The sequence below is a fragment of the Campylobacter showae genome (assembly GCF_900573985.1).
Lineage (GTDB): Bacteria > Campylobacterota > Campylobacteria > Campylobacterales > Campylobacteraceae > Campylobacter_A > Campylobacter_A showae_E.
Window position 1 is genome coordinate 1,323,925 of the sequence record NZ_UWOK01000001.1, and the last position, 26,652, is coordinate 1,350,576.

The following is a 26,652-nucleotide window of genomic DNA, read 5'->3' on the forward strand; positions in this document are numbered from 1 at the left end:
AAAAATAGGGAAATTTGTGTTAAACCAGCTGCTAGATATCTTAAAAAAATCAAACGTTTTTCTAACCGGGCGCGGCGGCGTGGGTAAAAGCTATCTCACGCAAGCAGTCATCAAGCGCTATAAAAGCGAGCTAAAAAACGTCGTCGTACTAGGTAGCACCGGCATCGCGGCGGTAAACGTCGGCGGAGTGAGCGTGCATAGTTTTTTTAAATTCGGCATTTGCTCAAACCTCGAGGAGCTACGCGGCTACGACCGCAAACAGCGCGGAAAGCTCGGCGAACTAAAAAAGATACTAGACGTCTGCGATCTCATCGTGATAGACGAGATCTCGATGATCAGCGCGGGGCTGATGGATATGATTTATTACCGCTTGATGAGCTCGCGATTCGTCGGGCGCGTGATGCTCGTGGGCGACTTTTATCAGCTGCCGCCCGTGCGAAAAAACGGCGATGACGGTAGCTCGCTGTTTAAATTTCTTTATGCTTTTAACTCTAGCTCGTGGCATGAATTTGAGTTTAAAAATATCGAGCTAGTCGTCTCAAAACGCACGAAGGATAAGAAATTTTACGATATCTTATCCATGCTTCGCGTCGGGCGGCTGAGCCCCGAGGTGTTTGCCTATATCGAAAATTTACTCGTGCCAAGCGTGCAGGTAGATGACGATACGAGCGTGCTTTTTGGGCGAAATTACGAAGCGGACGAGCTAAATAATAAGATGCTCTCTAAACTTCCAGCGCCGCTTGAAAGGGCTGAGGCGCTAGTGGAAATTTATGATGAAAATTTGAATGAAAACACGCTGGATCGCTGGATCGCAAATCTCTACGCGCCTGAAATTTTAAATATAAAAATCGGCGCGAAAGTTATATTTACCGTAAATAAATGGGGCGAGTATTATAACGGCGAGCGCGGGCAGATAATGCAAATTTTAAAAGAAAACGGCGAGATAAAAAGCGTCATCGTACAAAAAGCAAACGGCGAGATCGTCGAGGTAGAGCGCGCGAGATTTGACATGAGCGAGTTTGTGATGGCGGGCGAACATCTCGAGGAGCGCGCGAGGGCGTCTTTGACGCAGTTTCCGCTAAAGCTAGCCTATGCGATCACGATCCACAAATCCCAAGGTATGAGTATCGAAAATTTAGTCTGCGACCTAAATCATATCTTTGCCAACGGACAGCTCTACGTCGCGCTCTCGAGGGCGATCGATCCAAAAAAGCTTAGGATATTTTACGGCAAAAGTCGGCCGTTTAGAGAGTATTTGCAAAGCGTCGTTAAAATAGACGAAGAGGTCGAGAAATTCTATCTTGAAAACAAATTTGAAAACATTAAGGAAGACGTATGAAAAAGATTTTTGCGCTGGCTTTTGCCGCGGTTATGGCCTTTGCCGAGACGCTAAATATCGACAACTTTGAAACCGATCTGTACTCCAGAGATGCCAAAAGCTCGATCAAAAAAGTAAGTATAAGCCTGCGTCTGGAGGGGCGCGACATCGTGGATAACGAAGCCTACGTGCTTGACGCGCTAAACGTCGTTATCGGTAGCTTTTACGTCGAGGATCTGCTGACTTCGCTCGGCAAGGAAAAATTTAAAGACACGCTAGCGAAATACACCGCTAAAAAGCACTCCATAGATATCGACGAGGTGCTCATTATCTCGCTAAAAACCGTGCGCGAACCAAATATCGAAGAGCTACTTGAAGCGCTAAAAAACGTCAAAACTACGGGCTCAAAAAGATCGCAAAAAGAGCAAGTCGAGGATATATTGCGAGGAAATAAAAATCAGCTAAAACCGATGGATTTAAATCAGATAGATGATTTTGGCAAGGATTTTGGCGAGCAGTAAATTTGGGATTAAATTTATAAATTTTACTCGCCGAGACCCGCACCTTTAAGGTGCTAAATTTTGTTTGGTCAAATTTGGATTTTAGTCTTTATTGTTAAGGGGGGAAGGGGCTTGAATTATGAAGTCGCTCCCTTTCCCCTTAAAAATCCCCCAACCCCTACGACGTGAGATGTGGCGACATAGCTTTGCTGGCGCAAAGCGTCGCTAGTTTTATAAATTTTAGGGGAGACAAATTTCATATTTTCAAGATACTGGTCTCGGTGGGTAAAATTTAAAACCATATTTTTACAAAATTTGACCTCAAATTTGAACGAAAGGCGATAAGGCACAGTATTTTTTCTTTAGACGAGGCGGATTTAAATTTTGCGATGGGAGCTACCTTGTCGGTAGTGACCGAGTAAAATTTAAATCCAACGAAGTATGAAGGAAAAAGACAAGCCGCTTTTTGCTAAAAGTTTATTGGTTTATAACGTCATAATACGACGGTATCACCGGCGTCAGCAAATCATCGCTTATCTTAAAATCCTTTTTCGTGTTGCTAAGCGTGATTTTGATTTTGTTGCCGAGTTTGTCCTCGTAGTCGATCCTTGTCGGGATATAATTTTTGACGGTGATTAGGTACTCTACGCCGTCGTATTTGGCCTTGTAGAGCGTATCGGTGATCTTAACCGCGTTTCTAACGACGTCGATCAAATTCGGCGCCTTTTCAAATTTGGAGATGATCGCTTGCTCGAGCGCATCCTCGATCACGACGACGCGGTTTTTATCAAAGTAGATTTTTTTAGGCGTCGGGCGCTCGTAGATCCAGTAGGCGCGGTTGTTGCTTTTTGCGTAAAATTTACCAAAATAATCGACCGTTTCGTTCTCGCTCGTGATGGTTTGCACGAAGTCGCTTTGAAGCGTGACGAAATTTAACGTAACTCCGAAAGCCGAGGCGCAAAAGAGCAAAAATGCTAAAATTTTTTTCATATATTTTCCTTTATCGGGCGAAATTCTAGCTAAGTTTAAATAATAAAATGTTAAAATCCAAGCTTTAACAAAATTTAAAAAGGCTAAAAATGATAACGGCGTTTATGCAAAAGGTATTTGGCACGAAAAACGACAGGGAAGTAAAAAAATATTTCAAACGAGTCGCCTACATAAACTCGCTCGAGAGCAAATATCAAGCGATGAGCGACGATGAGCTAAAGGCAAAATTTAACGAATTTAAAGCGCAGGTACAAAACGGAGAAAAGAGCCAGGACGAGCTGCTAGACGATGTGTTCGCTATCGTGCGAGAGGTCGGTAAAAGAACGCTAAATATGCGCCATTTCGACGTTCAGCTAATCGGCGGCATGGTACTAAACGACGGTAAGATCGCCGAGATGAAAACGGGCGAAGGTAAAACCCTCGTGGCAAGCTTGCCCGTCGTGTTAAACGCGATGAGCGGCAAGGGCGTGCACGTCGTGACCGTAAACGACTACCTCGCTAAGCGCGACGCGACACAAATGGGCGAAATTTATAAATTTCTAGGCCTTAGCGTCGGCGTGATACTAGGCGGCGAATACGACGATGCAGCGCGTAAAACCGCATACGATAGCGACATAACGTACGGCACGAATAACGAATTTGGCTTTGACTACCTACGCGATAATATGAAAATGGATTTCAAAGATAAGGTGCAAAGAGAGCATAACTTCGTCATCGTGGACGAGGTCGATAGTATCCTCATCGACGAGGCCAGGACTCCGCTCATCATCTCGGGTCCTACAAACCGCACGCTAGATGGCTACATCAAAGCAAACGAGGTCGCTCGCCAGATGAAGCGAGGCGAACCGCCTGCGACTCCGCAAGAAAAGGCTACGGGCGACTTTACCGTAGATGAAAAAAACCGCACGATAGCTATCACCGAAGATGGCATCTCAAAGGCCGAAAAGCTCTTTGGCGTGGCAAATCTCTACGATATGGAAAACGCGATTTTGAGTCACCACCTAGACCAAGCCCTAAAAGCGCACAATCTCTTTGAAAAGGACGTGCACTATGTCGTTCGCGAAGGCCAAGTCGTCATCGTCGACGAATTTACGGGACGTCTTAGCGAAGGACGAAGATTTAGCGAGGGCTTGCACCAAGCGCTAGAGGCCAAAGAGGGCGTAAAGATCCAAGAAGAGAGCCAAACGCTAGCCGATATTACATTTCAAAACTACTTTAGACTTTACAAAAAACTATCGGGCATGACGGGTACGGCGCAGACGGAGGCAACCGAGTTTTCGCAAATTTACAAGCTTGACGTCGTATCGATCCCGACAAACGTGCCGGTTATCAGAAAAGACAACAACGATCTCATCTACAAAACCGAAAACGAGAAATTTAAAGCCGTGATCGACGAGATCAAAAAGGCTCACGACCGCGGTCAGCCAGTGCTCGTGGGTACCGCCTCGATCGAAAAGAGCGAAAAGCTACACAACCTGCTCGTAAAAGAAAAGATCCCGCACTCCGTGCTAAACGCTAAAAATCACGAAAAAGAGGCCGAGATCATCGCTCAAGCCGGCGCTCGCGGCGCAGTTACGATCGCTACGAATATGGCCGGACGCGGCGTAGACATCCGTATCGACGACGAGGTACGAAACCTGGGCGGTCTATACATCATCGGCACCGAAAGGCACGAAAGCCGCCGTATCGATAATCAGCTGCGAGGCCGCTCTGGACGTCAGGGCGATCCAGGAGTGAGCCGCTTTTATCTAAGCCTTGAGGATAATTTGCTTCGGATATTTGGCAGCGACCGCATAAAGGCGATAATGACGCGTCTTGGTATCGAAGAGGGCGAAAGCATCGACTCGAAAATGGTCACAAGAGCCGTCGAAAACGCGCAAAAAAAGGTCGAGAGCCTGCACTTTGAAGCGCGAAAGCATATCCTCGAGTACGACGACGTCGCAAACGAGCAGCGAAAAACTGTGTATAAATTTAGAAACGAGCTACTTGATCCGAATTTTGAAGTCGGCGAAAAGATCAAACAAAATCGCGCCGAGTTTGTCGAGCACCTGCTAGCCCAGGCTGAAATTTACGCAGGCGAGCCAAAGAGCGAATACAACCTCGAAAAACTAAGCTCCGTGATAATCTCAAACGGCGCGTTAATGCAGCCTGAAGAGCTAAAAGATCTCGACTATGCTGAGCTTGCGGAGAAGATAACGGCTAAATTTGAGGCCGACTACGAGGAAAAAATGGGCGTCATAGGTGAGGGTCAGCGCAAATACCTCGAAAAGGTGCTTTGCCTACAAGTGCTAGACACCGCGTGGCGCGAGCATCTATATCAGATGGACATCCTAAAAACCGGCATCGGGCTGCGCGGCTACAACCAAAAAGATCCGCTCACCGAATATAAAAAAGAGAGCTTTAACCTCTTTATGGAGCTCGTTAGCCGCATCAAATTTGAAAGCATCAAGCTACTAACGGCCGTGCGCCTAAGCTTTTCCGAGCCTAGTGAGTCTGCACCGCAGGAAGCGCAAGATAGCGAGACTGCCCGCGCACCTGAGAGTGAAGAAAAGCCTGGTAAAAAAGTATCGCGAAACGACCCGTGCCCGTGCGGAAGCGGCAAAAAGTACAAAGACTGCCACGGCAAGAGCGGCCCTAAAAAAGGAGCTTTTGCGGAGGATTGGGATAAAATTTAGCTTTGGCATTTTGGCGGCGGTTTGCTAAATTTAGCATTTAAATTTGCCGCCTTTTTGAAGCGGCGCGGAATCGTAACGTAAATTTAAAGCGCCTAGCTTTTTCAAGCGGTTTTTAAAATTTGACGTCAAATTTGCGCGGATATTCAAATTTGAATTTTAGCTCGCGCTCGGCGCAAATTTAAAATAAGATCAAGCGAAACAAAAATAGCGAGCAAACCAAAGCCCAAATTTAAACAACGGAAAATCAAATGAGCCTAACCAAATATCTACTTTTTAAATATCTACGGTTTGACAAAACCCAGCCATTTATCATGCTTTCGGCGCTCCTCGCATTTCTAGGTGTGGGCGTCGGGCTCATGGTGCTCATCGTCGCGATGGCGATCATGAACGGCTTTGACAAAGAGTTTGAGCGCAAACTTTTTACTATGAACTACCCGATCACGATCCTCTCCGCTATCCGCGGCAACATCGACGAGAACGACGTTAGCGAGCTCAAGCAGAAGTTTCCGAATCTCAAATTTAGCCCGTACATCATGACTCAAGTCATCATCAAGGGGGCAAATAGCTTTGAGGGCGGACTGCTTTTTGGCGTAAATTCGCCTGACGAAAAGCAGATAAACTCGGTCGTGGCAGCCGGTCTTGGTGACCGCGAGCTAGACGGATACGGCCTGCTCGTCGGACAAGGCGTCAAAAATGAGATGATGGTAAATGAAAACGACAAACTCACGCTCATTTTTACTAAAAACGACCCGAGCGGCTTCGCGCTAACACCCAAAATGAAGCGCTTTGACGTCGTGAGCTCGTTCAGCTCGGGTCTTGTGGCCTACGATAAAAGCTATCTATACACGAGTGTCGAAGCGTTACGCAAGATACTTGAGTACGACGAGGGCAAATTTGACGGTATACACGTGTTTTCAAAGGATCCGTTTGCCGACATCGAAAAGATCTCGCGCGAGCTGAGGCTAGGACAAAAAGCTATCGGCTGGTGGCAGCAAAACGGTAACTTTTTCTCCGCTTTGGCACTTGAAAAACGCGCGCTTTTCATCGTTTTGATGCTCATCATTCTGGTTGCTTCGCTAAATATCATAAGCTCGCTGCTCATGACCGTCATGAACCGCCGCCAAGAGATCGCGCTACTGCTCTCGCTTGGCGCTAGCAAGGCCGAGATCAAAAAGAGCTTTTTTGCGCTGGGAGCCACGATAGGCGGAGGCGGGATAGTGTTTGGGCTCGTGCTAGGTCTCTTTGGCGTATGGCTGCTCGGTAGCTTTGATATCGTAAATTTGCCCGCCGACGTTTACGGTAGCGCGAAGCTTCCTATGGAGTTATCTTTGATCGACCTTGTTATGATTTTAGTCGGAGCGGTCGTTATCGTGGCGTTTTCGTCGTTTTACCCCGCTAAAAAAGCCGCGCAAATAAACGTACTTGAGACGCTTAGAAATGAGTAAAATTAGGACTTTAACCGATTGCTTAGCGGCGAGAGTTGATTTTAGATAGAGTCTCGGACGGTTTAATTTAAAATAAACACAGTCAATTAAAAAAGAGTGTCCAAATGCACTTTATAGAAGGTGTTATTTATTTTGGTATTTATGCTGTTTTTGTCTTGATTTTAACTTCGATATACGTAGTTTTCTTTGAAAAGACGGTAAAAGCAAAAATGCATAAAAGTGAAAATTTAGAGCGAGAAAAAGTGCGAAATATGCTAAAAAGGCATACCATTAGAAATTACGACAAAAAGCCGATTATCGTCAAAAAAAATCAAAACCACTTTTATAACTACGACTGTTTTTGTCGCGCTATCTTTGTTTTTGATTTGCAAAACAACCTTAAGCCAAAGCTCGACTCTTTTGACGAACATATCAGAAAAGTGGCTTTGGCTACCGGAGTTATCGGGATACTCGGGAGCGCGTATTTTTCGGTGGTGCTATTTTTTGAAAACAGAAAAAAAGATTTACACGAGGATATACGGCGACTATTTACTCCACGACTCTTACGGGTTAGATTCTAAATTTTTTAAAGCTCAGGCGGATCAAATTCGGCTTGAGTTTAATGATGATTTACAAATCGGCTACGGTTTTTACCCTACCCAAGGCGAGGCAAAAGACTATGTATCAGGCGGTAAAAATTTTAATGAAAAATACGAAAACGCTCTGGCCTTTCCGATAGTTTTTGCGCTAAAGCTTGTGTTTACGGCGATGTTTTTCGTGCTGAGCGCATTTAAATTTAAGAAATACTATATCTTTAAAAACGATAAATTCGTAGTTTCGGTTTTGGCAAATAGCGAGCTGGAAGACAGGTTTGGCAAGGTCGGATTTGAGATTTTAACCTTAATGCATATTGCATAATTTTATTACCGATTGCTAAATTTAATAAAATAAAAACCTAGCACTAGCAAATTTAAAAGCCGAATTTTAAGTAATCTTTTTCCGCCTTTTGAAGCTATTTAATATATAATGCCTCAAATTTAACCCAAATTTGGGAGAAAAATGACGAATTTCGAGTACGCGCGCCGCATTGCCGAGGCTGCGGGGCTGGATCTTGATTTAGATTGCAAAGAGATAGATCTGCAGGATAAGTTTTACGGGCTTTTTCAGTGCTTTATGCTCGAGGGTGCGGGCGTCGAGGTGGTGTTTGCGCCGCTGCAAAACGGCACCGAGCTGCAAGCGCGCATAATGCCGATATATGCAGTCACGGCGCAGTAGACGCGGGAGGCGTTTGATCGGGGCGCGGCGCCGGGGTATTTTTGCCCGCCGCAGGATCCGAAATTTGGTGGCGAAGCGCTGAAAAGCCTAGCTTTAGCGCACGTTCGAAATTTAAAAATTTTTGCCGAGTTTCTCGGCGATGACGAGTGATCGCGGCGAGGTTGTTGTTTTTACTCGCTAAATTTACGCTTTTAAAGGAACTAAATGCAAACGGATGCTTTTGGCTGGCTAAAATTTGAACTCTGCGAGTACTCAAGGCTCTACCGATGCGGAACTAAAAAAACGAGCAAATGCGCATTTAAAGGGCGCCGTGCATAAATTTAAAAGCGAGTTTAGCGAGGCGGAGCGGGACTACGCACTGGGTGAGCTCTGCTGCGAAATTTTAGACGAAAGCAAAAGTGAGCTCAAGAATCTAAAAAACCGCGGCAACGGCGAACTGCCGTTTGAGCTCGGAGAGCTAGTCGGCGAGTATCTAAAAGGGCGCTGCGACGCAGGCGAGATGCCGCATCTACGCTGGGCGCATCAGATTTACATGCGCGGTTTGCGGGAGCTTGATAGGAATGAGCTTTTGTGCCGTGCATACCGCCATGATCACTGCGACGCACGAACAGTGGAGCTATACTTTTGCATGTTACTAGACGCGCTAGACCGGGGGCACGTACCATTTTCCCGAGGGTTGCCTGATCGAGCGTGCATACTACGAGCAGCTAACCCGCGAAGCTCGCGACGTAAGAGAAAAACACGAAATAAGCGCGCGGCTAAATTTGAAATTTGAATATTTCATAAAGCTTTACGAGTGTTATTTTGAGTTTAAATCTCGCGGCGGCGAGGTTGATTTTTACGCGCTATGCAAAGAGGCGGGGCTAAATTTCGCGCCCGTAAAGTCTTTTTATTATGAGTAGCGAGCGGTTACTAAATTTGACTATAAATTTGAAACAAGCGCCAAATTTGTAGCTCAAATTTTGGCGTTTAGCTAGTCGCAAACGATACGCCGAATTTTAAAATTTAAGTCGCAACACATTAAATTTACTCTATTATAGCAGTTAAATCTTTAAACTGCGAGGTATAGATATGAGTGAAATTTCTTTCTATTTTGGAAAGGGACATTTCGTGCTCGAGACTACAAAAAAAGTTGCCAAGCCAAATCACGCCGGCTCGCTCGTTTTTCGCAATAAAATGAATTCCGTTTTATTTCCCATCAACTTTACCGCTAGGGATTATGATATTTTCTTTACGATCTGCTGGTATGCCAAAGAAATGGGCTATACCGAAAATAAAGGCTTTATCGATATGCCGTATTCCGAGCTTGCGCGTTTTTATGAAAAAGGGATAAATAAAACCAGATTCAACGACGAAATAAAGGTATTTATCGATAAGGTTTTGGGTCGCAAGGGTTCGGCGATTTACAGATCGATTACTCACACGGAAGACGATGAAATTTTGAGCGTCGGCGTATTTTTTACCGATATCGATACTTTTAGAAACAAGCAGATTCTTCGTTTCAGAATGAATAAGCGCGCTCTTGACGTCCTTTTTGGAACTCTTAAATTTATGAGAATAAATCTTTATGACTTCGTTGCGATTAGGGGTAAATTTGCAAAGACTTTATATCGACTCTTACAGCAATACGAAAACATAAAGCCCGATAAAGACGGCTTTAAATGCGTAAATTTTACTAGATCTGATTTTGAAAATTTTATGTCTGCGCCTGAGTGCTACGGCTCAAAAGATCTTGATTGCCGGGTAATTCAGCCGTCCATTAATGAACTAAATGAGAGCTACTTTAAAAAACTTATATTTGAGAAGCAAATCTCAAATAAAAACAAAAAAGAGGTTGTCGGCTACTCGTTCAAATTCATTTTGAATGAAAAAACGGAAAGAATAGGGGCTTAAATCTGCGCCCTCTGTCGCTTTGGGCGTATAACCTATCGCCCTCTGATCTCGTTCGTCGTTTATAGGGCTTCTAGGGACTTAAAACTATCTTAAAACAACTCGCATTCCCGGCACAAATAAATTGCCGGGTTCTGCGCTATCCTCTTATTCTCATCGCAATGTATTCGTCCGTATCTAGGTCATAGTTGTTCGCTTCGGCTTTAAACTGCATCAATTCGTCAAAAGTAAAAATATCTTTGAGCTCGTATGTGGCTAAAATTTTAACGTCCGAATACGTCAGGATGCTTACTTCTAGGTTCTCTGCGATTTGCCTGATTTTCTCTTTCTTGGCATCGCTTACGAATACGATATAATTTTTTATATGCTGCATGTCCTTTGGATCGTTTGGCTGTGGCGCCTCTATAAGCCCCATTTTAAACCGCACAAACTCGCTCATACTGGTGTTGAACCATTTGGCCTGATCATAAATTGTTATCAGCACATCGTCTTTTATATGCGGTATCGGCGTAGTCAGGGCTAGCTCTATAAATTTGGCTAGCGTATACGTCGGGTACTTTTTTCGTATTTTTACGGCCAGCTCCTTTGAAAATTTCGTTCCTATCGCCGCTTTGCTCTTTTTTGCCGGCGCTTCTTTTTGCGTGTCCGCCCCGGCTATAAATTCCTCCAGCTTGTCCGTAGAGTTGCTTGCTCTTTTAAAGTCCATTTTCTTCCCTTTTATTTTTTTAAAATTCTAATCTCTTAATCTTAATAAAAAATAAAATATTAAAAATTAAGATAGCATTATTTTTAATTTTTCACAAAACTAAAAATAATAAATTTCCTAAATTTATACCAAAAAAGCGATAAAAATTATAAATTTTTATATTCTCTTAAAGAATACTAGCCAATGTGTTTGCCTGGTTGTTTTTTGTCCCAATATTGGATTTATAGGGAAGCATTTTAATACCTCGCTCAATTTTATTTGGTTTTCATTCCATTTAAAAATTAGCGTTCCATTGGGTTTGAGTACCCGCATGCATTCACCAAAACCATCCGCCAAGTCTTTGCGCCAATCGGTATTAAGCTTACCGTATTTCTTCGCCATCCAAGAGTTGCATCCTAGCCTATTGAGGTGCGGTGGGTCGAATACTACAAGGTAAAAACTCTCATCGTTAAAAGGTAAATTTCTAAAGTCGGCCACCGTATCCGGACTTACTTCAAAACTTCGGCCGTCGCAGAGTGTATGGCTTTCCTTTCGGATGTCACAAAAATTTACGCTTTCATTTTTTTTGTCAAAATAAAACATTCTGCCGCCGCAACAAACGTCTAAAATGGGCTTCATAATATTTGCTTCCTTATCTCGTCAAGCCTTAGCTTTTCTTGAAAATCGACCTTTATCGTATCGCGAAAATCTGCCAAAATAGCTATATATTTATCTTCTGTTATCGACATCTCTGTTTTGATTATGTCGTTAAATTTGCGTAAGTACTTTGTCCTGTTTTTATCGTCGATCAAAAAATTAAACTCTTCGTCATTAAGTAGCTTCTTTAAATTTTCTATAAGTTCTTTATTCGCCTTTTCTGTTTGCTTGGAGCTATAAAATATACAAAATAAGCCTATCGGTATAAATATGGATATTATATACCAGCTGTGTTGATCAAGCCAGCCCAAAATTTCTTTTATCGTCTCTATCGTCATTTTATCTCCTGTCGGTCGCTATCTTTTTTACATTTTGGTTCACCGATCGGCGCATAGTCGCTACCTTTTCCAAGAGTTTTCAGGATGCAGTTTTCAAGCTCAAACGTTACCCATTTATAGTTGCCTATTGACGAATCTATTCTCTCTATGATTTTGCCCTTATCTATTATTCTAGCAATAAGCCTGTCCCTGTCATAGCACTCAATAAACCACTTTTTGTATTCGTCTAGGTTATCGTACTTGTATAACGCACCGTCTTTATAATTTATAGTAAACTCATTATTACCCAAATCTTTTATATTAAGCTGATAAGATAACGCGTCTATCATATGGCATACTTGCTGTTTAGTTATAGATTCAGCGTGTAACCCCACGCAAACTGCTCCTATTAGTAGTAGTTTATTTATTTTCATTTTACTATCCTTTTAAAATATCTCTTCGCATAAATTCTTGATTTCTTGCTCCGCCTTGTTGCCGTCGTTCATCTCGACCACTCCGTAGCCTAGTTGCGTGGCTATTTTGTAGCGCTCGCGCTCAAATATGATCGTGCTTGCTAGCCTTATATAATCCTCTTGGAGCTCCTCGATGAATGCTTTCAGGCTGTCTATCTTTTTGTATAAAAATGGATTGGTCGAGGCTCGATTGATCACGATATAGGCTTGTAGCTTTTCGTTTTGTTCTTTGGCCATTTTTACGATATTGACCATTTTATCTAGGACGCTTACGTCAAACTGACTTGGAATGGTCGGGATTATAACTATATCGCTCAGCGCGATGGCTATTCGCATCTCTCTGCTATCTCGGCCGCCAGTGTCTACGACTATGTCTTTGCCACGATCTACGCTTTGCAAAAATTCTTTTAAATTTTCGCCGTATTTGTAAGCGAAATCAAATGCCTTTGGATGCCCCTCTTCGTTTCGTATATTTAAAAACGTGGCGATCGACTTTTGCGGGTCGGTATCCAGCAGCAAAAGCAGCTCGCCTTTTACTATGCCTTGATTTATAGCTATGTTCGTGGCAAGCGTACTTTTTCCGCTGCCGCCTTTTTCGTTGCAGATCGATACTATCATCATCTCTCCTTTGCGTAAAAATTTAAAATGATTATATCGTCTTAAACTTAATAAATAATAAAATATATATTATTAAAATACTATTTCTTAAAATAATATCAAAAATAAGAGATATATTTTAGATAAAATTACATAAAAATAACAATAATATTTTATAAATTTCTACTCTTTTCTAGTCGATAGCAAGAAATGCATTTTTATGATTAAATAAAGCATTGCGTTAAATGCGATGTAGCAGATCGCGGCTAGCGTTATAAAGAAAGCGTCCGCGTTTAGTATCGTTTCTACCCTGTTGGGTAGTTTTAAAAAATATAAAACGACGTTCGTGCCGAACCCTAGCAAATTTATGGCTAAAAATACCAATATAAACCGCTTTGCGGGGCTGTTAAATAATTCTGTTTTCTTTGACTTCTTCATGATTTTAAATAAATTTGCTCCCTAAATTTGATTTATTACCCTAGTTCTGGGTTTAAGGCCGTTGATTCGCTGAATCATTATCCTGATAAATAGCTCTTGCCCGTTTAGGACGGCTGATTTCGTGTTGCTTTGGGCGTAGTCCTGCTTGACTAGCTCGGGGTATTTTTCTTTGATCTCAAAATCGCAGCCTAGTATATGAAACTGCGCCGGGTTGTGCCGCAAAAAGAACGTAAGAGGCACGCCGATTACGCCGTCGTAGTCGATCGGTATGTTTTTATAATTGGTTACTTCTATGATTTTGTAGTTGTCGTATTCCGGATACTCGTGCTCATTACCTTTATATTTTTTCATAAGCCTTACGCCGGTTTGATGCTTGGTGCTTTTTAAATTCGTAAACCACGATACGTGGCTAAACCTCTTTTTGCTGCCGTCCGGGCGAGTAAAAATATTTACTTGGTGATTTCCTAGCCAAATTTGGTTATTTTTGTATAGCTCAAATATCTTTTTATAGGTAATCGAATACGTTCCGCCTACGATTAAAAATTTCTTTCGACCGCTTTGAGCTATATCTATAAGCTCTCTAAAAAGGGAGAAGGGCGGATTGGTTACAATGATGTCGGCTTGCGCGATTATCTCCTTTACTTCGTCACTGCGAAAGTCGCCCTGACCGCGCAACTGTGTTTCGCTCATGCCGTCACTCGTGATCTCTATTTTCGTGCCTTTCGAGTTTAGCTCGTTGATGTTAAACGTCGTCGTAATCAGCTTTTTTAGCTCCAAAGTTTTAAAATTCAAGGCGAAATACCTATAAAAGTTGCTATTTTTGCCGTCATTGCACGGGCAGACCACGATTTTACCTTTAAAGTGCGCTTTATAGTCTTGTAGCTCTTCTCTGATCTCGTCAAAGCTCGTATAAAACTCGTCGTCGATCTCGTATTTGGCTTTCATAAAATATACATTGGCTCTCTTTTCTTTATCCGCCATCCAGCCTTGCCCGACCAGCTCGTTTTGGGTTGAAATTTGGCTCATTCTTTCCCTTTTTGTCCCGTTTTGCTTTTTGTATCGAAATACGATTTTAAAAAGCAAATTTCAAAATAATCAGCTTCTGGATCATTTAAATAATGCTCTAAAAATGAAGCGAGTTCTGAACGTACGCTGCCAAACTCTTTAATAAATTTTTTCTTATTTTGCGTTGCAAAGCATATAAAATTATCTTTGCCGATAATACACTCATAACGACTTTCTAAGTTTCTCCTGTATTTTTTAAAAATGTCAAAAAATACAGGGTTTAACGTATCCTTATATTTTTTACCGAAATAAATCCCGGCTATATCTTGCTCTTTATCGATTGTCGTTTTACGGCAAACACGAAAAAAGATTTCGGTGTTGTCCACAACCATGTTATTTCCTCTTCAATGCCTTTTCTATAAACGCCTTACAAATTTTCAGATCGGTATCGTACCCTTTGGGTAGCTCCAGCTTTTTATCTTTTGCTAGATCTTGCGCTAGTTTGATTTGTTTGTCGCCCGGCGTGCGGATGGCTTTATCTTTATTTTTATTTATAAAATCAGAGCAAATTTTCCAGTCTGCTTCTATGCCGTCCGGTAATGCTATTTTTAAATCCGAAGCTATGCTTTTCGCAAAATTTAGCTGAGCCTCGCTCGGAGGTTTGGTCTCGCCGCTATTTAGCTCTTTAAAGCCCATTTTCTCGTGCAGCGGCTTTATAAAATCGAGATAATTTACTTTGCCGTCGCTTATTTCGTCTAGCACGCCTTCCATTTGCTTTGTAAATTCGCTTTGCGTGATCCACTCGTCATTCGCCTTAACACTTTCGATGAAACTTATCCCTTTACCGGTGGCCACTATGTTTTGATTTTTGCCTTTGGTTTCGATAACTACGAATTCCCGCTTTAAAAGCGTAGGTAGAAACGTCGCATACGTGCTTGGCCTACCGATGCCCTCTTTTTCTAAAAGGGAGATAAAATTGCTTTCCTTGTAGTGCTGCGGAGCTTGCTTTTTAACCTCTTGCAGCTCGAAGCCTAGCACCTCGACTTCGTCGCCTTGATTTAAATTTAGCTCTATTTGGGCTACGTCTTTATCTTGTTCGTCTTCATCGTCAGCTTGCTCTTTCAAAGCCCCCTTAAAGCCTTTATAAATGCATTTGCCGGTCTTAGCCTTAAAGCTTAGAGCCTTGACGTCTATGTCGTATGTTTTGTTCTCGTTTACGGCATTTTTGGCTTGGCTTAGGACTGAATTTAGAAAAATGAGCTCATAAAGCGATTTTTCGTCGTCGCTTAGGCTTTCGCGCCCGGCGATCTCATCTATCTCGCCGTAACCATGCACGTGGCTTATACGGATCGCTTCGTGGGCTTCGGCTTGACTTTGGCTGCCGGCTTTATATATTTTTTTCTCGTACCACTCCTCCCCTTTAAATTTAGCTTCTACTTCGTTTATAAACTCGTCCGATATAGTGTTGCTGTCGGTTCTATGATACGTTATAAGACCTTTTTCGAATAGCTTTTGAGCTAGGCTCATGGTTTTATCCGAGCTAAACCCCAGCCTCTTATTCGCCGCTTCTTGCATTTGGCTGGTTCTAAATGGAGCTTGCGGCTTTATTTGGCTTTGTTTCGTATCTATTTGATATACTTTCGCCATACTACCGCCAAGTTCGGCGATTTTTGCGTTCGCTTCGTCCTTTGATCTAAAAATATTATCGTTTACGGCCGTAAAATCTACGCCGCTTCTCGTTTTTAGCTTTGCTTTGATTTTGTAGTCGATCTGTTTTGATGCCGGGCTTGCTAAAAACTCTTTTATTTCAAGCTCTCTTTTTACGATCAGGGCGAGCGCAGGGGTTTGAACCCTACCGACGGATAAATTTTTATCGTTGAGCTTGTTGATGTAAGCAGGCGACATGATAAAGCCCACCAGCTTATCGCCTACCGCTCGCGCCTTAAAGCTATCAAATTCCTTTAAATTTGAGCTTGCAAACGGCACGGCTTTATCTAATCCTTTTTTGATGCCGCTTTCCGTGATTTCGTGAAACTCGGCGCGCTTTACGCTCTTTGCGATATTTTTAATCGTCTCATAAACCATGTAGCCTATGCCATATCCCTCCCTGTCCGGGTCGGTGGCTATGATGACGTCTTTGCCTTTACAGTTGTTAAAAATTTCGTTCATCCTGTGCTTGCTTTGCTCTTTCATCTCGAATATCGGCTCATAGCCGGTATAATCGACCACTATCTCCTTTGCTAGCTCTTTAAAATGCCCTTTGGTAGCGTAAACCTTTGCGCCCGTTATATGCTCTATCTTGTCGCACTTGTTCGGGCTTTCGATAATAATTACGGCATCGCCCATTTTTTACTCCTTAGTTAAATTTTATTGCTCGAATGGCGCATCTTGCGCGTTACCCTCATACTCGTTTTCTATCTGTGGCGTAGGATAGGCTTGCTCGTTTTGCCCGGCTTCTTGCTTATCTTTGGTATCAAGCATTATCATTTTATCGACGATCACGCTATGCTTGCTTCTGTTTTGTCCGTTATTGTCCGTCCATCGGTCGAATTTCAGCCGCCCCTCGATGAATATCCTTGAGCCCTTAGCCAAGTATTGATTGGCTATTTCCGCGCTTTTACCCATAAAAGTTACGTCTATAAAGCATGTCTCTTCTCGCTTCTCGCCGTTTGCTGCATTAAATTTGTGCGTCGAGGCTATCGCGGTATTGCCTATAGCCGTACCGCTAGCCATGTATCTTAGCTCTATGTCTTTGGTTAAATTTCCTATGATCGTAGCTTGTGCGAACATTTTTACCCCTTTTAAAAGAATTTTCTAAATTTTAAACCTTACGGCACCGCGTATCCGCCGCGGAATACTTTATAGGCGTCATATACGCCTTTTCCTAGCATTTTCGTGCCCTTGCCTATATCTTTTCCAAGATTTACGCTTGCGTCTAGTCCTGCTTTCGTGATTTGCCCTACTGCGTTTCCGCCGGTGGCCTTGCCGAAGCTTTGCAGCGCTCCGCCGATAAAGCTGCCCCCGGTCGCTTTTCTAGCTAGTCCGCCCAGCAAAGTCTTTCCGGCTATGCCGCCGGCTACCGCGCCTGCTACTACTCCACCGGCTCCGCTTTCCATCTGCGTTCCTAGCACTGCGTTTATCCAATTCGGTATCTTTCTGATTATGAAAAGCGCAGTTATGCAAGTGATCGCGCCGGTTATCAAGTATTCAAACTGCTTTATAAATAATTCGCCTATGACATTTTGATATTTTTCAAGCTCCGTGATCGGATTCATCGCTAAATTTAAAGCGATAAACGCCAAAGGGGCGATGATAGCGTATGATAGGTATAGCTTATACCAGCTCCATAAATACGGCAAAAAGCGCGGCGTGATCAAAAACGGCAGCACCAATGGCAGCGTGCTTAATATCAAAAACGCCACGAATTTGCTAAAAAATATAACGATCGTGATGCCGATTAGTAGAATAAAAAATACTAGGTAAAATATCCAAAACGGGATCATTAAAAACGCCGTTACGACTCCCGCCATTATGTAATCCGTCGGACCATTAAAACTTAATCCCAGCATAGACCATTCTTGCGACTTTAAATAGGTCTTTGTTCCGTATTCCCACATTAAAGCTCTTAAATTATCCACTCTATTGGCCGACTCCGTCACGATCGTTCCGAAGTCTTGACTCTGAAAAATAGAGCTTACCGTCGCGGTTATCATGTTTTCGGGTATAGTCAGGACGTATAGGGCGCCGGTATATGCGCTAAATGAGCTAAGAACCGCAAAAATGAAGCAAAGCTTGATTATATATTTTATAGCGTTAAACGTCTCCTCTCGCGTCGGATAGCCGTTTTTTAGCTTGTCCAACAGCCAAAATACGACTATTAAGATTACGATCGTCGTCGTGGCGGTCGAATAAACTAAATCGTGAGCTCCTTGATAAAATTTTTCAAATAAACTCATCACGTTTTCTTGCATAACGGCTTGAGTCTTGTTTATCCAGTTGCTATCCGTTAAAAGCGTTTTCGCTACTTGCTGCTGTGCCATTTTACACCCTCGTTATATTTTTTTTATAGGTTTTTATCGATATTAATGCCTTATTGTTATCTAGCGGCTCTGAGGTTTTTATCTTTTTGATTTCTATTTTTTTGCCGTCTTTCATTATCGTCTCGGTCGTGATCTCTTCTTGGAAATACGGGCTTTGCATCTCGATGATAAACTCTTCCGCCCCCTCTTTTATGTTTGCGTCATCCGCGCCTATCGGTTGCTTTTTGGCGGTTGTCCCGTCGCCGACTCCTAAAAAATTCAAAAATTCAAATAACATTTTAATCCCTTTAAATTTGGGGCTTTCGCCCCGTCTACCCTAAGTTTGATTTAGCCTATCTGCCTTGCTCCATGCCCTTATCTTTTTGCTTGGTCTGCTTTTTGGCTTTCTCGGCTTCTTTGGACATATCAAGCCTTTGCGCCGGGTTGTAGTAATCCACGCCTTTGATTTGAGCTATGGTTAGGTTGTCTAGCTGCTTTGCTAAATTTCCGCCAATTCCCAATGTCTTGCCGTAGTCTATCCTGACTTCGTATGCTTGGTTCTTGGCCGTCTCTCGGTAGTTTTGGATGGCCGTTAGATCCCGCTCCTTGATTTTTTCTTCGTTTAGCCCGTCGAATTGGCTTACGTGATAGAGCGTTTTCGTCTCTAATCGCGGTTTTATCGGGATTTTTTCCTTGACTACGTACGTGATCGCCTTACCGGTATTTTCATCGAGCCTAACGTTGCCGTCTTTGTCTTTTACCGTCGCTACGACCTCTTTGCCGTCTTTGTCCAATTTCGGCCTTAACTCGTGATCTGCGATATAAAGCATTTTAACGCCGTCTACTCTCGCTTGTAGGCCGTTTTTGGTTTTTAAAATTTCGCCGGTTTGCTCGTCATGCTTGAGCTTGAGCACTCCGCCCATAGCGTTGCCTTGCTCCATCGTTACGAATTGAGCCTTGTCGTAGCCTTTTATGGCCATCTCCGCTCTTAAAAGCATGCTGGTCTCTCTTGAATACGTTTTGCCGGTTAGGGCGTTATAAGGCATAGTATTGTCTACCTCTTCCTTACTCATATCCCTTTGCCAGTCCGCTTTCGCGGTTTTGTGGGCTTCAAAGAGCTTATATTTCATGTATTTATCAAAGCTTTCTTTTTTCTCGGCATTACTCATTTGCTCCCAACCCTTTTTCTCTTGTTCTGTTGCCATTTTTTATCCTTACGTCTGTCGTTTACTCATAGCTTTTGGGCTATGAGTCGGTATTGGGCTCGTCTTGATCGGCGACTTCCATGCTTTGGTGGGACTTATTTAAATATTCCCACTCCTTGCTTTCGCCATCGCTTATTTCAAACTCGCCGTCTTCGCTTGTCGCAAATCGCTCGGCAAGATTTTTCTCATACTCTTTGTATGCCTTTTCTTGCTCTTGCTTTTCTACATAGGTCATTGCTTACTCCTTAGGGTAGATTTTAGAGCTTTGGGCTCTAATTTAAATCTTCGATAAAAATTTAGATTAAAGCTCTTAAAAAATAATAAAACATTTAAAAATAAAATTACATATAATTTAAATTTAGCAAAAATAAAAATATTATATTTTTAAATTTTTTGATAAATTTATTATAAAAATTTATAAAATTTCACTCCCTATCCACTTTAATTTTTAGAGCTTTTAGCAGCTCGTCTCTTTGTTGTTTTTTCTCGTCCGCAGGATTAATTCCGCTCTGGTTTAAATTTGCGTTATTTTCTGCCGTTTTCGCTTCACCCTCCGCCTCTTTTCCGCTCCCTTTTTTGGCGACATGAACGTCTTGCGGCGCGGTCGCCTCGTTTGGCTCGGCTTTTGCCTCAACTTCTAGCTTGTCCGCCCCTTTCCACTGCGCCATCTTGAACCAATAAGGCACTTTTGCTTTGATAGGCATCTTGTAAAAGCCTTTAACGAGAATTAAAATATCGCTGCTGTCTTGGTTTTTCAAATCTTGAGCGGTTACTAGTTTTTTGGCTTCTTTACTCTTTGAGATATTGCTTTTAAACAGCTCCATATTGCCTTGCGATTTGCTGATTTTAATATTGGTGTAGTCGCCTATTAACTTGCTCGTATCCTCTGCGTCTTTGTCGCTATTCATATTAAAAATTACGTGATATCCGCTGTTATTTTTTACGATATTCATATCGTCTTCGCCGTAGTATTTTTTGATCTGCTCGTAGCTTTGCGTAACGAATACCGGTAAAAGCCCGTAGCTTCTACAAAGCGCAGGGGCTTCTAATAAAAACGGCATCTTGCCGAAGCGGACGAACTCATCCCCGAAAAAGTATATAAATCGCTCGGGATCGCTGCACTCTTGACCGCTCATTAATTTTTTAAATAGCGTTTCTATAAATATACGGATTAAAGGAGCTAGAATATCGATGTCTTCGGTCTGAACGACTACGTACATCGATATTCTTTTCGCTCTTAAATCCTCGAATGTAAAGCTCATCTTGCTTGTCGCGCTAGCTACTTGCGGGTTGCTAAATACTTTCATAAACGTATCGTAGGTCGATTTTATACTTGCAAATTCGTTGTCCGCGGCTCTTGCGTATGCTCTCGCCTGGTTTCTCGTGCTTTCGTCTATACTTTCGTCAAAACTCGTCTGTTTTAGCCAAATTTTAAAAGTATCTACGTCGTAATCTCTCTCCCTTTCTTTATCTGGATCGTCCTCGTCTATCTCTTTCATCGCCTCTTCGCCGAATTTTTCGTCCAAATACTCAAAATAATCGGCTTTTGGGGCTTGAGCCAGCTGCGCTAGCGTCGCGTGTCTATCTCTTTGCATAAAGTATTCGGCAAAAAATACGAACATCGTTCTTGCCGATACTATCCAGTGATCGTTTTCGTTACCTTTTTCGCCTACGAAAATGGTAGAAGCTATCTGCTCGGCCAATTTTTTGATATGTATATACTCCATGTCTTTAACGATCGAGCGATCGAACGGGTTAAAAAATAGCGTATTATCCCAGCTAAAAGGGGAAAATAGCTGAATTTCGTTATTGAAGTATTTTTGCCTATACCCGGCCGTTTTTTTGTATAGTTCGCCTTTGATATCCAGCGTTACGCAAGAATTAAGCACGCTTAATAAATTTGGGATAATCATGCCCGCCGTTTTACCGCTTCCGGGAGGCGCTACCACTAGCGTTGAGAGCGGCTGCGTAGCCCTTAAAAACTGCGGATTATCACTATCTATATTGTGGCATCCTAACACCAAACCGTTTTTATAGTTTATATTCATTTTAGGGAAATCTTCAGGTGTCGCAAACCTTGCCGAGCCGTAATCTTCGCCGTCTCTAAAATACGGCAATAGCCACCACGTAAAGACTACCAAAAACGGGGCGATCAGCGTAAATAATGCGACGTAAGCCTTTAATTTTAGCGTCGGCGCGCCTATATTTATTAAAATTTTATACGCTACCGCCGGCACGTTTATCAAATCCGGATTAAAAATAACCTTGACTACCGCCAAATATAGCACTACGCCCATTATAAGCGAAACGAAGAAAGCCCAAGCCCATCTTTTAGCGGTAAATTCTTTTGAACTATCCATTTTCATCCCCTTTTTCTTCCTCGCCGCTCGGCGTTTTAGTGTGTTTGACATCTATTTTAATTTTTAAATCTTCCATTTTTGCGCTTAATTCTTTTATGGCTATTGCGAAACCCCGCATATTTTTTTCTAGGTCGTTTTTGGCTTCTTCGGGACCAGTAATGTTTGCATTTAGATGATAGGCGATTTGATTTAAATTTACTCCCAAGCGACCGAATTCTCGTAAGAATTCGCTTATTATTTCGTTATTCGTTTCTATCCGTTCTAGCACGTCAGCGTATTTTTCTACATGTACCAGCTTTCGAATTACTGCTGATTTGCTTTCATTGCGTCTTTGAGATAGGCGTTTCAGCACCCTTGCGTCGGCTTCGGTAAAATATATAAAATGCGCGGCTACTTTTCTCATGCTACGATCTTTGCAATGTCTAGTTCTTTTAAATTTAAAATATCCGTTATCACTCTTTGATTTTTTACTCTAGCTATTTGGATGATGTAATCGATCGCCGTAACAATAAGGCTATCTAGCATGCGATCGTCCACGCTTGATAGGCCGCCTCCTAAAATAATATTGGTTTTAATGGCCTTTATGGCGTCTTTGGGATTATTTGCGTGCAAGGTGCTTAAATTTCCGGCATGCCCGGTGTTGTTTACTCTTAAAAATGAAAAGGTATTACGGATGTCTATCTCGCCTAAAAATAGCCTATCTGGTCGCAAACGCATCGCATTGTCGATCGCTACCTGATAGCTGTAAATTTCGGTAGCGATTTTCGGTACGGCCAGCTGCGTTTTATTAACGTTTTCCACCCTTAGCTCTTGGCTGTCCTCTATGGTGACTACTCGCTCGCCCGGGTCTATTTCGCCCATTAGCGAGTTTAAAAAGCTGGTCTTCCCGCTTCCAGTTCCGCCGCTTAAAAGTACGTTTTTCTTATCCCGGATCAACTCTTTGATTTTTTCGTAAGTCCAGCCCTCGTTTATCACGTTTTGGCTTAGGATGAAGCTTTCTAATTTAAAGGCCTCTTTGCTGGGTATTCTTATGCAGATTGCGATATCGCTATTAAACAGACTTGATTTGTGCTGCGCTTGGATGCGGTAACGTAAAAACGGATCGGGCAACTCGCATGAGAGGTGGCAATGCGTTTCGTCGAAGCGCTGATTTCTCCTAGTGGCTAGCTCGATCAAAAAATTATTTAGAAATTTTATATCTAGCTTTGGGTCTTGCACTATTTCCCAGTGGTCGCCGTAGTCTATGTTTATTTCGCATGGCCGATTAAATATTAGTTCGTTTGCCCGCAGCGTCAAATACGGCTTTAAAACGCCTAAAATGTTATTTAAAATTATGCTTTCGCTCATTTTACTCTTCTTGGCTTGCTTCCGTTGTGCTCGCGCCATTTGCACCCGCTAAATCGTTCTTTTCTTGCACTAGCTTTTCTAGCTTCTGCCTTTCTTTTGCAGCGTTTGCCTCAGCCTTTTCGGTAATTTTTAGCTGATTTGCTATGCGTTTTAGTAGTCTATCGTTTGCTTTTTTATTTTGTAGCTCGGTCTTAACTTGGCTTTTGATTTGCTCGTATTGCATCGGCTTTCCCTTTAATCGTTAAAATATTGCATCATCACTTCGCCGTTTTTCGGTTTTGCAAACCACATATGATTTGTAGGCACTAAAAATATACGGCTTCCGCTTTTGATTTCTATGGTCGGCTTGATTTGGCTTTGCTGCTGGATTATGTCTTGCACCACGCTACTTATGTCGCTTCTAGCATTTGAGTAAATTTCGGTGGCGTAAGAGTTGTTTGAATTGCCCATTTTTGAGGCTATACCCAAAAGTAAAGCATTTGTAATCGTTGAAATTGAGTAGGCTATGCCGTAGCGTTCCCAATATTTATTATTTATCGCTCCTACGACTCCGTTCATTCCCATATTATCGGCGGCCATTGCATCGGTCAATATTATATTTATTCCTTGCGGCGTGATTATCTCCCGCCACCTGATTTCCAGCCTTTCGTGCCCGATTTTGGTATCGTTGGTATAAAAGCCTATCACTTTACTTCCGCGAGGGATCAGCACCGCTCGCCCCATCGCGGCATATATGTCTTGCTCTATTTGAGCCGTTACTATTCCGCTTAAATCCGAGCTTATCGCGCTCGTTAGAATTGCCGGGATCAGCCGTCCGGCTCTGATGGTGCGGTATAGTCTATGCTCGTTCGTGCTAATGTCTATACTCTTTTGATTTGAAAAGCCGTCGGCGCCGTATTTTGATGAGTTCTGATTTACGTTTTTTATTTCATTGTTGCGATTAGCTAAAATTTGAGCTCTGATTAGCTCGCGCATTTTGTTTTCATAGGCGGCTTGGTTGTCTCTTCTTATTTCTTGTTTTAGGCTCTCTTGCTTAGCTTTTAGCTCTTCTTGCTTATCTCTAGCGCGCTGCGCCATCTGCTCTTGCTCTTTCGTCATATCTTCGGGCGTAGCGGCCGGCGCTCCTGGCGCGATCTGCCCGGATTGCTTTTTGGCTTCGAGCTCTTCTAATTTTTTTAAAATTTCGCCTAAATTTTGCCCGTCTTCGCTCGGCGCTTTCTTCCCGGCTTTATAGATATAGTCGTCGACCGGGAATTTTGAATTTTCAAAAAGATGATTCAGATCCTTTTGGTTTTGTAAATTTCTTATTTGCTCGTCTTGCTGCTCTTGCCCGGCCGCCTCGTTAAAAATTTCCTCCGCCAAAAGGGGAGAGGAAATTATACTAAGCGTCGCAAGGCTTAAAAGTAGCGTTTTCTTCCCCTTTTTCATTTTAAAATCCCCTTGCTTTCTTTACGGATTCGTTATATTTTTCTTGGTTTTTCGTTATTGTTTTGCTATGCTCTTTTTGTCTTTGTTTTACGGCTTCTTCATCGGTGTTTAAATTCTTTCTTATCTCTTTTCTTAGTTTTTCGGCCTGTGTTTCTTTGCGATCTACGCATACGTAGCTATCGCCGCTTTTAATCGTAAATTTCGGATTTATAGTCTCTGCGATTATGTAATCGCCTATTACCCTCGTTTCTACCGGGCTATCTTGCTTATCGATGACTGCGTAAATGGTAGGGATTTGCGGCATTTCGTCTTTGGAGTACTTAAAATACGTAAATTTCTTATCGCTAAAAATTTCAGCCGATAGCAGCCATTCGTTTTCTTTTTTGGCTTTTTGCGTATATCCGCTATAAATATCGCTTTTTTTGACTTTCAGCTCGGCTATGCCGTCTTTTATGGTTAAATACTCCTTGCTATCGGTTTCGAGCTTAGCGAGATTGGCTTTTTGCGTTTCGCTGTCTTTTATGCGGACTATGAAGCTTGGATCGTTTGAATTTTTATAATCCGTCGAAAAAATATAAAAAGTGTGGATTTTTCCGTCGCTCGTAAAAATCGTTAGGCTTGTATCGATACCTATTAATTGCGGGATTATCGCGATGGCGTTAGGCTGGCTTGGGATTTGCTCTATTTTAAAGCCGGTTTGGTCGCCTAGCACGAAATTATCTATCTCGCTATCAAATATCAGCGTAGTGGCCATCGCATGGCGCGTGCGAATTTTGATAGTTTTATCGGGCTGATATTTGACCACTTGCGTATTTTCGTATCCGCTGTATTTCTTTGAGTGAAATTTTTGCTGCAATGCTTTTAAATCTTGATTGCGGATGGCGTTTTTCATGAGCTCTAGCTCGTCCTTGCCCATCTGCCTGTCCGAGGCATCGGGCGCACTGCCGAAGTCTATTACGTCTTGTTCAGGAATTTGTCCGCCGTTAGGATCGTTAAATTTTACCCCTTGAGGCTGCCGCCTTTGCTTATATAGACCAAGCGGATTTATTTTAAAATTTGATTGTATATTGTTGTTTACGTCTTTGTTTTTATCGTTAAATATATCTTCACCCATCGAGCCGTTTTGCTGCTGCTCGTTTACCAGCTCTTGCGTTTGGCGCATAATAGCGCGGATTTGATTCATTTGCTCTTCGCTCAGCCCCTCTTGCGGCTCGGCCGCGCTTAAATTTAAAGCTAGCGCCGAGACGATAGAAAGTTTTATTAAATTTCTCATTTTGAGCCTTTCTCGTCCAAAATTTGCGTTATTTGATATTTACTTACGATAAAGCCGGTAGGATTTTTCATCGTATCGGCGTACGTGCCGCTTTGGTTGCGAAAGTCGTACTCTATCGCGCTTCTATATTTTTTATAGCTTACTTCGGTGCGCGTAGGATTCGTGATCTCGGCTTGGAAGTCGACCGTCGCTACGTTTTGGCTTAAAACGGCTACGTTTAAAATTTGAATGTTGCGGAAATAGTTTTTGGTCGTATAGATCGAGTTTGGATCGCTTACTAAACTTTGAAACGCTTCCCATACCTGCCTGCTGCTTTGCGTGCGTATCTCGTTGTATCGCTCGGCGTCGTCTATGCGGTTTATCATCTCTCTGTTTTTAACGTATCCGGCTAAAATGCTTTTTAGCAGCTCTTCGTTACTGCGGACGTTTAGGCTCGTATCGTCTATGGTCACGAAGCGGGAGTCACCGTCTGAAAATTTAAGTAAAACGGGCTTTGTTTCCTTTAACGGCGTTAAAAGCGCTATTGCTACTGCTAGGCTTACGCTTACGACCGCAAGGGCTATGATCGTATAAAACATATACGCTTTGATGCTTCTTTCGGCTCTGAAAATAAAATTCGGGTCGATCTTTCTCTCTTCAAACGCCATTTAGCCCACCTTTATAAAATCGTAACAAGCGCAGGGGCTTATTCTTTCTATTTTGCTCGGCTTATCCGCGCATCCGCTTAAAAATGCGGCTAGTATCGCCACCGCCATGATGATTGCTATCTTTTTCAT

33 protein-coding genes are annotated in these 26,652 nt (G+C 42.5%); 9 read left to right on the forward strand and 24 right to left on the reverse strand.

The annotated features are described in order from the left end of the window. The first annotated feature begins 16 nt into the window (after positions 1–16). The gene (locus EE116_RS06640; protein ID WP_122873763.1) at positions 17–1,339 is read left to right on the forward strand and encodes an ATP-dependent DNA helicase; all 1,323 of its coding nucleotides are present in this window, start codon (positions 17–19) and stop codon (positions 1,337–1,339) included. Beyond that, positions 1,336–1,839 carry a hypothetical protein gene (locus tag EE116_RS06645; RefSeq protein ID WP_122873764.1) on the forward strand — a complete coding sequence of 168 codons (504 nt, stop codon included), beginning with the start codon at positions 1,336–1,338 and terminating at the stop codon, positions 1,837–1,839. The genes EE116_RS06640 and EE116_RS06645 overlap by 4 nt, the downstream gene beginning before the upstream one ends. 456 nt (positions 1,840–2,295) lie before the next feature. Here the strand turns inward: EE116_RS06645 and lolA are convergent, their stop codons facing one another. Then, entirely contained in the window at positions 2,296–2,808 is a 513-nt protein-coding gene (gene lolA / locus EE116_RS06650) for a LolA-like outer membrane lipoprotein chaperone (RefSeq protein ID WP_004321189.1), read from the reverse strand. Between the two features lie 89 nt (positions 2,809–2,897). Here lolA and secA point away from each other — a divergent pair, with 89 nt between their 5' ends. The 4 genes from secA (at position 2,898) to EE116_RS12600 (ending at position 8,182) form a co-directional block, all read left to right on the forward strand. Further along, a complete protein-coding gene (gene secA, locus EE116_RS06655; protein WP_122873765.1) occupies positions 2,898–5,483 on the forward strand; it encodes a preprotein translocase subunit SecA in 2,586 nt (861 codons plus the stop codon). 248 nt (positions 5,484–5,731) lie between these two features. Beyond that, entirely contained in the window at positions 5,732–6,928 is a 1,197-nt protein-coding gene (locus EE116_RS06660; protein WP_122873766.1) for an ABC transporter permease, read from the forward strand. Between the two features lie 483 nt (positions 6,929–7,411). Then, the gene (locus EE116_RS06670; protein ID WP_122873768.1) at positions 7,412–7,825 is read left to right on the forward strand and encodes a hypothetical protein; all 414 of its coding nucleotides are present in this window, start codon (positions 7,412–7,414) and stop codon (positions 7,823–7,825) included. Between the two features lie 141 nt (positions 7,826–7,966). Beyond that, the gene (locus EE116_RS12600; RefSeq protein ID WP_206159241.1) at positions 7,967–8,182 is read left to right on the forward strand and encodes a hypothetical protein; all 216 of its coding nucleotides are present in this window, start codon (positions 7,967–7,969) and stop codon (positions 8,180–8,182) included. Here EE116_RS12600 and EE116_RS12605 read toward each other — a convergent pair. Continuing rightward, positions 8,169–8,438, reverse strand: coding sequence for a hypothetical protein (locus tag EE116_RS12605; RefSeq protein WP_206159242.1), 270 nt, complete (start codon positions 8,436–8,438; stop codon positions 8,169–8,171). The two genes, EE116_RS12600 and EE116_RS12605, sit on opposite strands and share 14 nt — an antisense overlap. A 54-nt stretch (positions 8,439–8,492) precedes the next feature. Here EE116_RS12605 and EE116_RS06680 point away from each other — a divergent pair, with 54 nt between their 5' ends. From EE116_RS06680 to EE116_RS06685, 3 genes are all read left to right on the forward strand, one after another. After that, a complete protein-coding gene (locus tag EE116_RS06680) occupies positions 8,493–8,957 on the forward strand; it encodes a hypothetical protein (RefSeq protein ID WP_241091654.1) in 465 nt (154 codons plus the stop codon). Next, complete coding sequence (locus EE116_RS12770) at positions 8,947–9,084, forward strand: hypothetical protein (RefSeq protein ID WP_241091655.1); 138 nt, start codon at positions 8,947–8,949, stop codon at positions 9,082–9,084. Before EE116_RS06680 ends, EE116_RS12770 begins: the two co-directional genes overlap by 11 nt. Positions 9,085–9,358: 274 nt before the next feature. Further along, positions 9,359–10,075, forward strand: a complete 717-nt coding sequence (locus EE116_RS06685) for a replication initiation protein (RefSeq protein WP_227932173.1) — start codon at positions 9,359–9,361, stop codon at positions 10,073–10,075. A gap of 136 nt (positions 10,076–10,211) precedes the next feature. Here EE116_RS06685 and EE116_RS06690 read toward each other — a convergent pair whose 3' ends face one another. The 22 genes from EE116_RS06690 to EE116_RS13055 form a co-directional block, all read right to left on the reverse strand. Further along, a complete protein-coding gene (locus EE116_RS06690) occupies positions 10,212–10,778 on the reverse strand; it encodes a hypothetical protein (RefSeq protein WP_004319303.1) in 567 nt (188 codons plus the stop codon). 156 nt (positions 10,779–10,934) lie between these two features. After that, on the reverse strand, positions 10,935–11,396 hold the full coding sequence (locus EE116_RS06695) for a class I SAM-dependent methyltransferase (RefSeq protein ID WP_039888063.1): 462 nt from the start codon (positions 11,394–11,396) through the stop codon (positions 10,935–10,937). Then, on the reverse strand, positions 11,393–11,752 hold the full coding sequence (locus EE116_RS06700) for a hypothetical protein (protein WP_004319300.1): 360 nt from the start codon (positions 11,750–11,752) through the stop codon (positions 11,393–11,395). The genes EE116_RS06695 and EE116_RS06700 overlap by 4 nt, the downstream gene beginning before the upstream one ends. Next, a complete protein-coding gene (locus EE116_RS06705) occupies positions 11,749–12,165 on the reverse strand; it encodes a hypothetical protein (RefSeq protein WP_039888062.1) in 417 nt (138 codons plus the stop codon). Before EE116_RS06705 ends, EE116_RS06700 begins: the two co-directional genes overlap by 4 nt. A 12-nt stretch (positions 12,166–12,177) precedes the next feature. Next, positions 12,178–12,822, reverse strand: coding sequence for an AAA family ATPase (locus EE116_RS06710; RefSeq protein ID WP_004319281.1), 645 nt, complete (start codon positions 12,820–12,822; stop codon positions 12,178–12,180). A 162-nt stretch (positions 12,823–12,984) separates the two neighbouring features. After that, positions 12,985–13,239 (reverse strand): hypothetical protein, encoded by a 255-nt coding sequence (locus tag EE116_RS06715; protein WP_050771486.1) that lies wholly within the window; start codon positions 13,237–13,239, stop codon positions 12,985–12,987. A 21-nt stretch (positions 13,240–13,260) separates the two neighbouring features. Continuing rightward, positions 13,261–14,265: an adenine-specific methyltransferase EcoRI family protein gene (locus EE116_RS06720; protein WP_122873769.1), complete on the reverse strand. Its 1,005-nt coding sequence runs from the start codon at positions 14,263–14,265 to the stop codon at positions 13,261–13,263. Next, the gene (locus EE116_RS06725; protein WP_122873770.1) at positions 14,262–14,636 is read right to left on the reverse strand and encodes a hypothetical protein; all 375 of its coding nucleotides are present in this window, start codon (positions 14,634–14,636) and stop codon (positions 14,262–14,264) included. Before EE116_RS06725 ends, EE116_RS06720 begins: the two co-directional genes overlap by 4 nt. A gap of 1 nt (position 14,637) precedes the next feature. Then, on the reverse strand, positions 14,638–16,590 hold the full coding sequence (locus tag EE116_RS06730) for a type IA DNA topoisomerase (protein ID WP_122873771.1): 1,953 nt from the start codon (positions 16,588–16,590) through the stop codon (positions 14,638–14,640). Between the two features lie 21 nt (positions 16,591–16,611). After that, positions 16,612–17,034, reverse strand: coding sequence for a single-stranded DNA-binding protein (gene ssb, locus EE116_RS06735; RefSeq protein WP_004319264.1), 423 nt, complete (start codon positions 17,032–17,034; stop codon positions 16,612–16,614). Positions 17,035–17,072: 38 nt separating this feature from the next. Beyond that, the gene (locus EE116_RS06740) at positions 17,073–18,284 is read right to left on the reverse strand and encodes a type IV secretion system protein (RefSeq protein WP_122873772.1); all 1,212 of its coding nucleotides are present in this window, start codon (positions 18,282–18,284) and stop codon (positions 17,073–17,075) included. A 1-nt stretch (position 18,285) separates the two neighbouring features. Further along, positions 18,286–18,561 carry a hypothetical protein gene (locus EE116_RS06745; RefSeq protein WP_122873773.1) on the reverse strand — a complete coding sequence of 92 codons (276 nt, stop codon included), beginning with the start codon at positions 18,559–18,561 and terminating at the stop codon, positions 18,286–18,288. A 55-nt stretch (positions 18,562–18,616) separates the two neighbouring features. After that, complete coding sequence (locus EE116_RS06750; protein ID WP_122873774.1) at positions 18,617–19,468, reverse strand: ArdC-like ssDNA-binding domain-containing protein; 852 nt, start codon at positions 19,466–19,468, stop codon at positions 18,617–18,619. A gap of 40 nt (positions 19,469–19,508) precedes the next feature. Further along, entirely contained in the window at positions 19,509–19,703 is a 195-nt protein-coding gene (locus tag EE116_RS06755; protein ID WP_004319177.1) for a hypothetical protein, read from the reverse strand. A 190-nt stretch (positions 19,704–19,893) separates the two neighbouring features. Then, positions 19,894–21,828, reverse strand: a complete 1,935-nt coding sequence (locus EE116_RS06760; RefSeq protein WP_039888059.1) for a type IV secretory system conjugative DNA transfer family protein — start codon at positions 21,826–21,828, stop codon at positions 19,894–19,896. Then, on the reverse strand, positions 21,821–22,231 hold the full coding sequence (locus EE116_RS06765) for a plasmid mobilization relaxosome protein MobC (RefSeq protein ID WP_004319324.1): 411 nt from the start codon (positions 22,229–22,231) through the stop codon (positions 21,821–21,823). The genes EE116_RS06760 and EE116_RS06765 overlap by 8 nt, the downstream gene beginning before the upstream one ends. Beyond that, entirely contained in the window at positions 22,228–23,175 is a 948-nt protein-coding gene (locus tag EE116_RS06770; protein WP_004319283.1) for an ATPase, T2SS/T4P/T4SS family, read from the reverse strand. Before EE116_RS06770 ends, EE116_RS06765 begins: the two co-directional genes overlap by 4 nt. Position 23,176: 1 nt before the next feature. Then, positions 23,177–23,398 (reverse strand): hypothetical protein, encoded by a 222-nt coding sequence (locus EE116_RS06775; protein WP_004319287.1) that lies wholly within the window; start codon positions 23,396–23,398, stop codon positions 23,177–23,179. Positions 23,399–23,409: 11 nt separating this feature from the next. Beyond that, positions 23,410–24,603 (reverse strand): DNA type IV secretion system protein ComB10, encoded by a 1,194-nt coding sequence (locus EE116_RS06780; RefSeq protein WP_004319194.1) that lies wholly within the window; start codon positions 24,601–24,603, stop codon positions 23,410–23,412. A gap of 1 nt (position 24,604) precedes the next feature. Next, the gene (locus tag EE116_RS06785; protein WP_004319292.1) at positions 24,605–25,876 is read right to left on the reverse strand and encodes a TrbG/VirB9 family P-type conjugative transfer protein; all 1,272 of its coding nucleotides are present in this window, start codon (positions 25,874–25,876) and stop codon (positions 24,605–24,607) included. Next, on the reverse strand, positions 25,873–26,523 hold the full coding sequence (locus EE116_RS06790; protein ID WP_004319155.1) for a VirB8 family type IV secretion system protein: 651 nt from the start codon (positions 26,521–26,523) through the stop codon (positions 25,873–25,875). Before EE116_RS06790 ends, EE116_RS06785 begins: the two co-directional genes overlap by 4 nt. After that, positions 26,524–26,652, reverse strand: a complete 129-nt coding sequence (locus tag EE116_RS13055) for a hypothetical protein (RefSeq protein WP_004319245.1) — start codon at positions 26,650–26,652, stop codon at positions 26,524–26,526.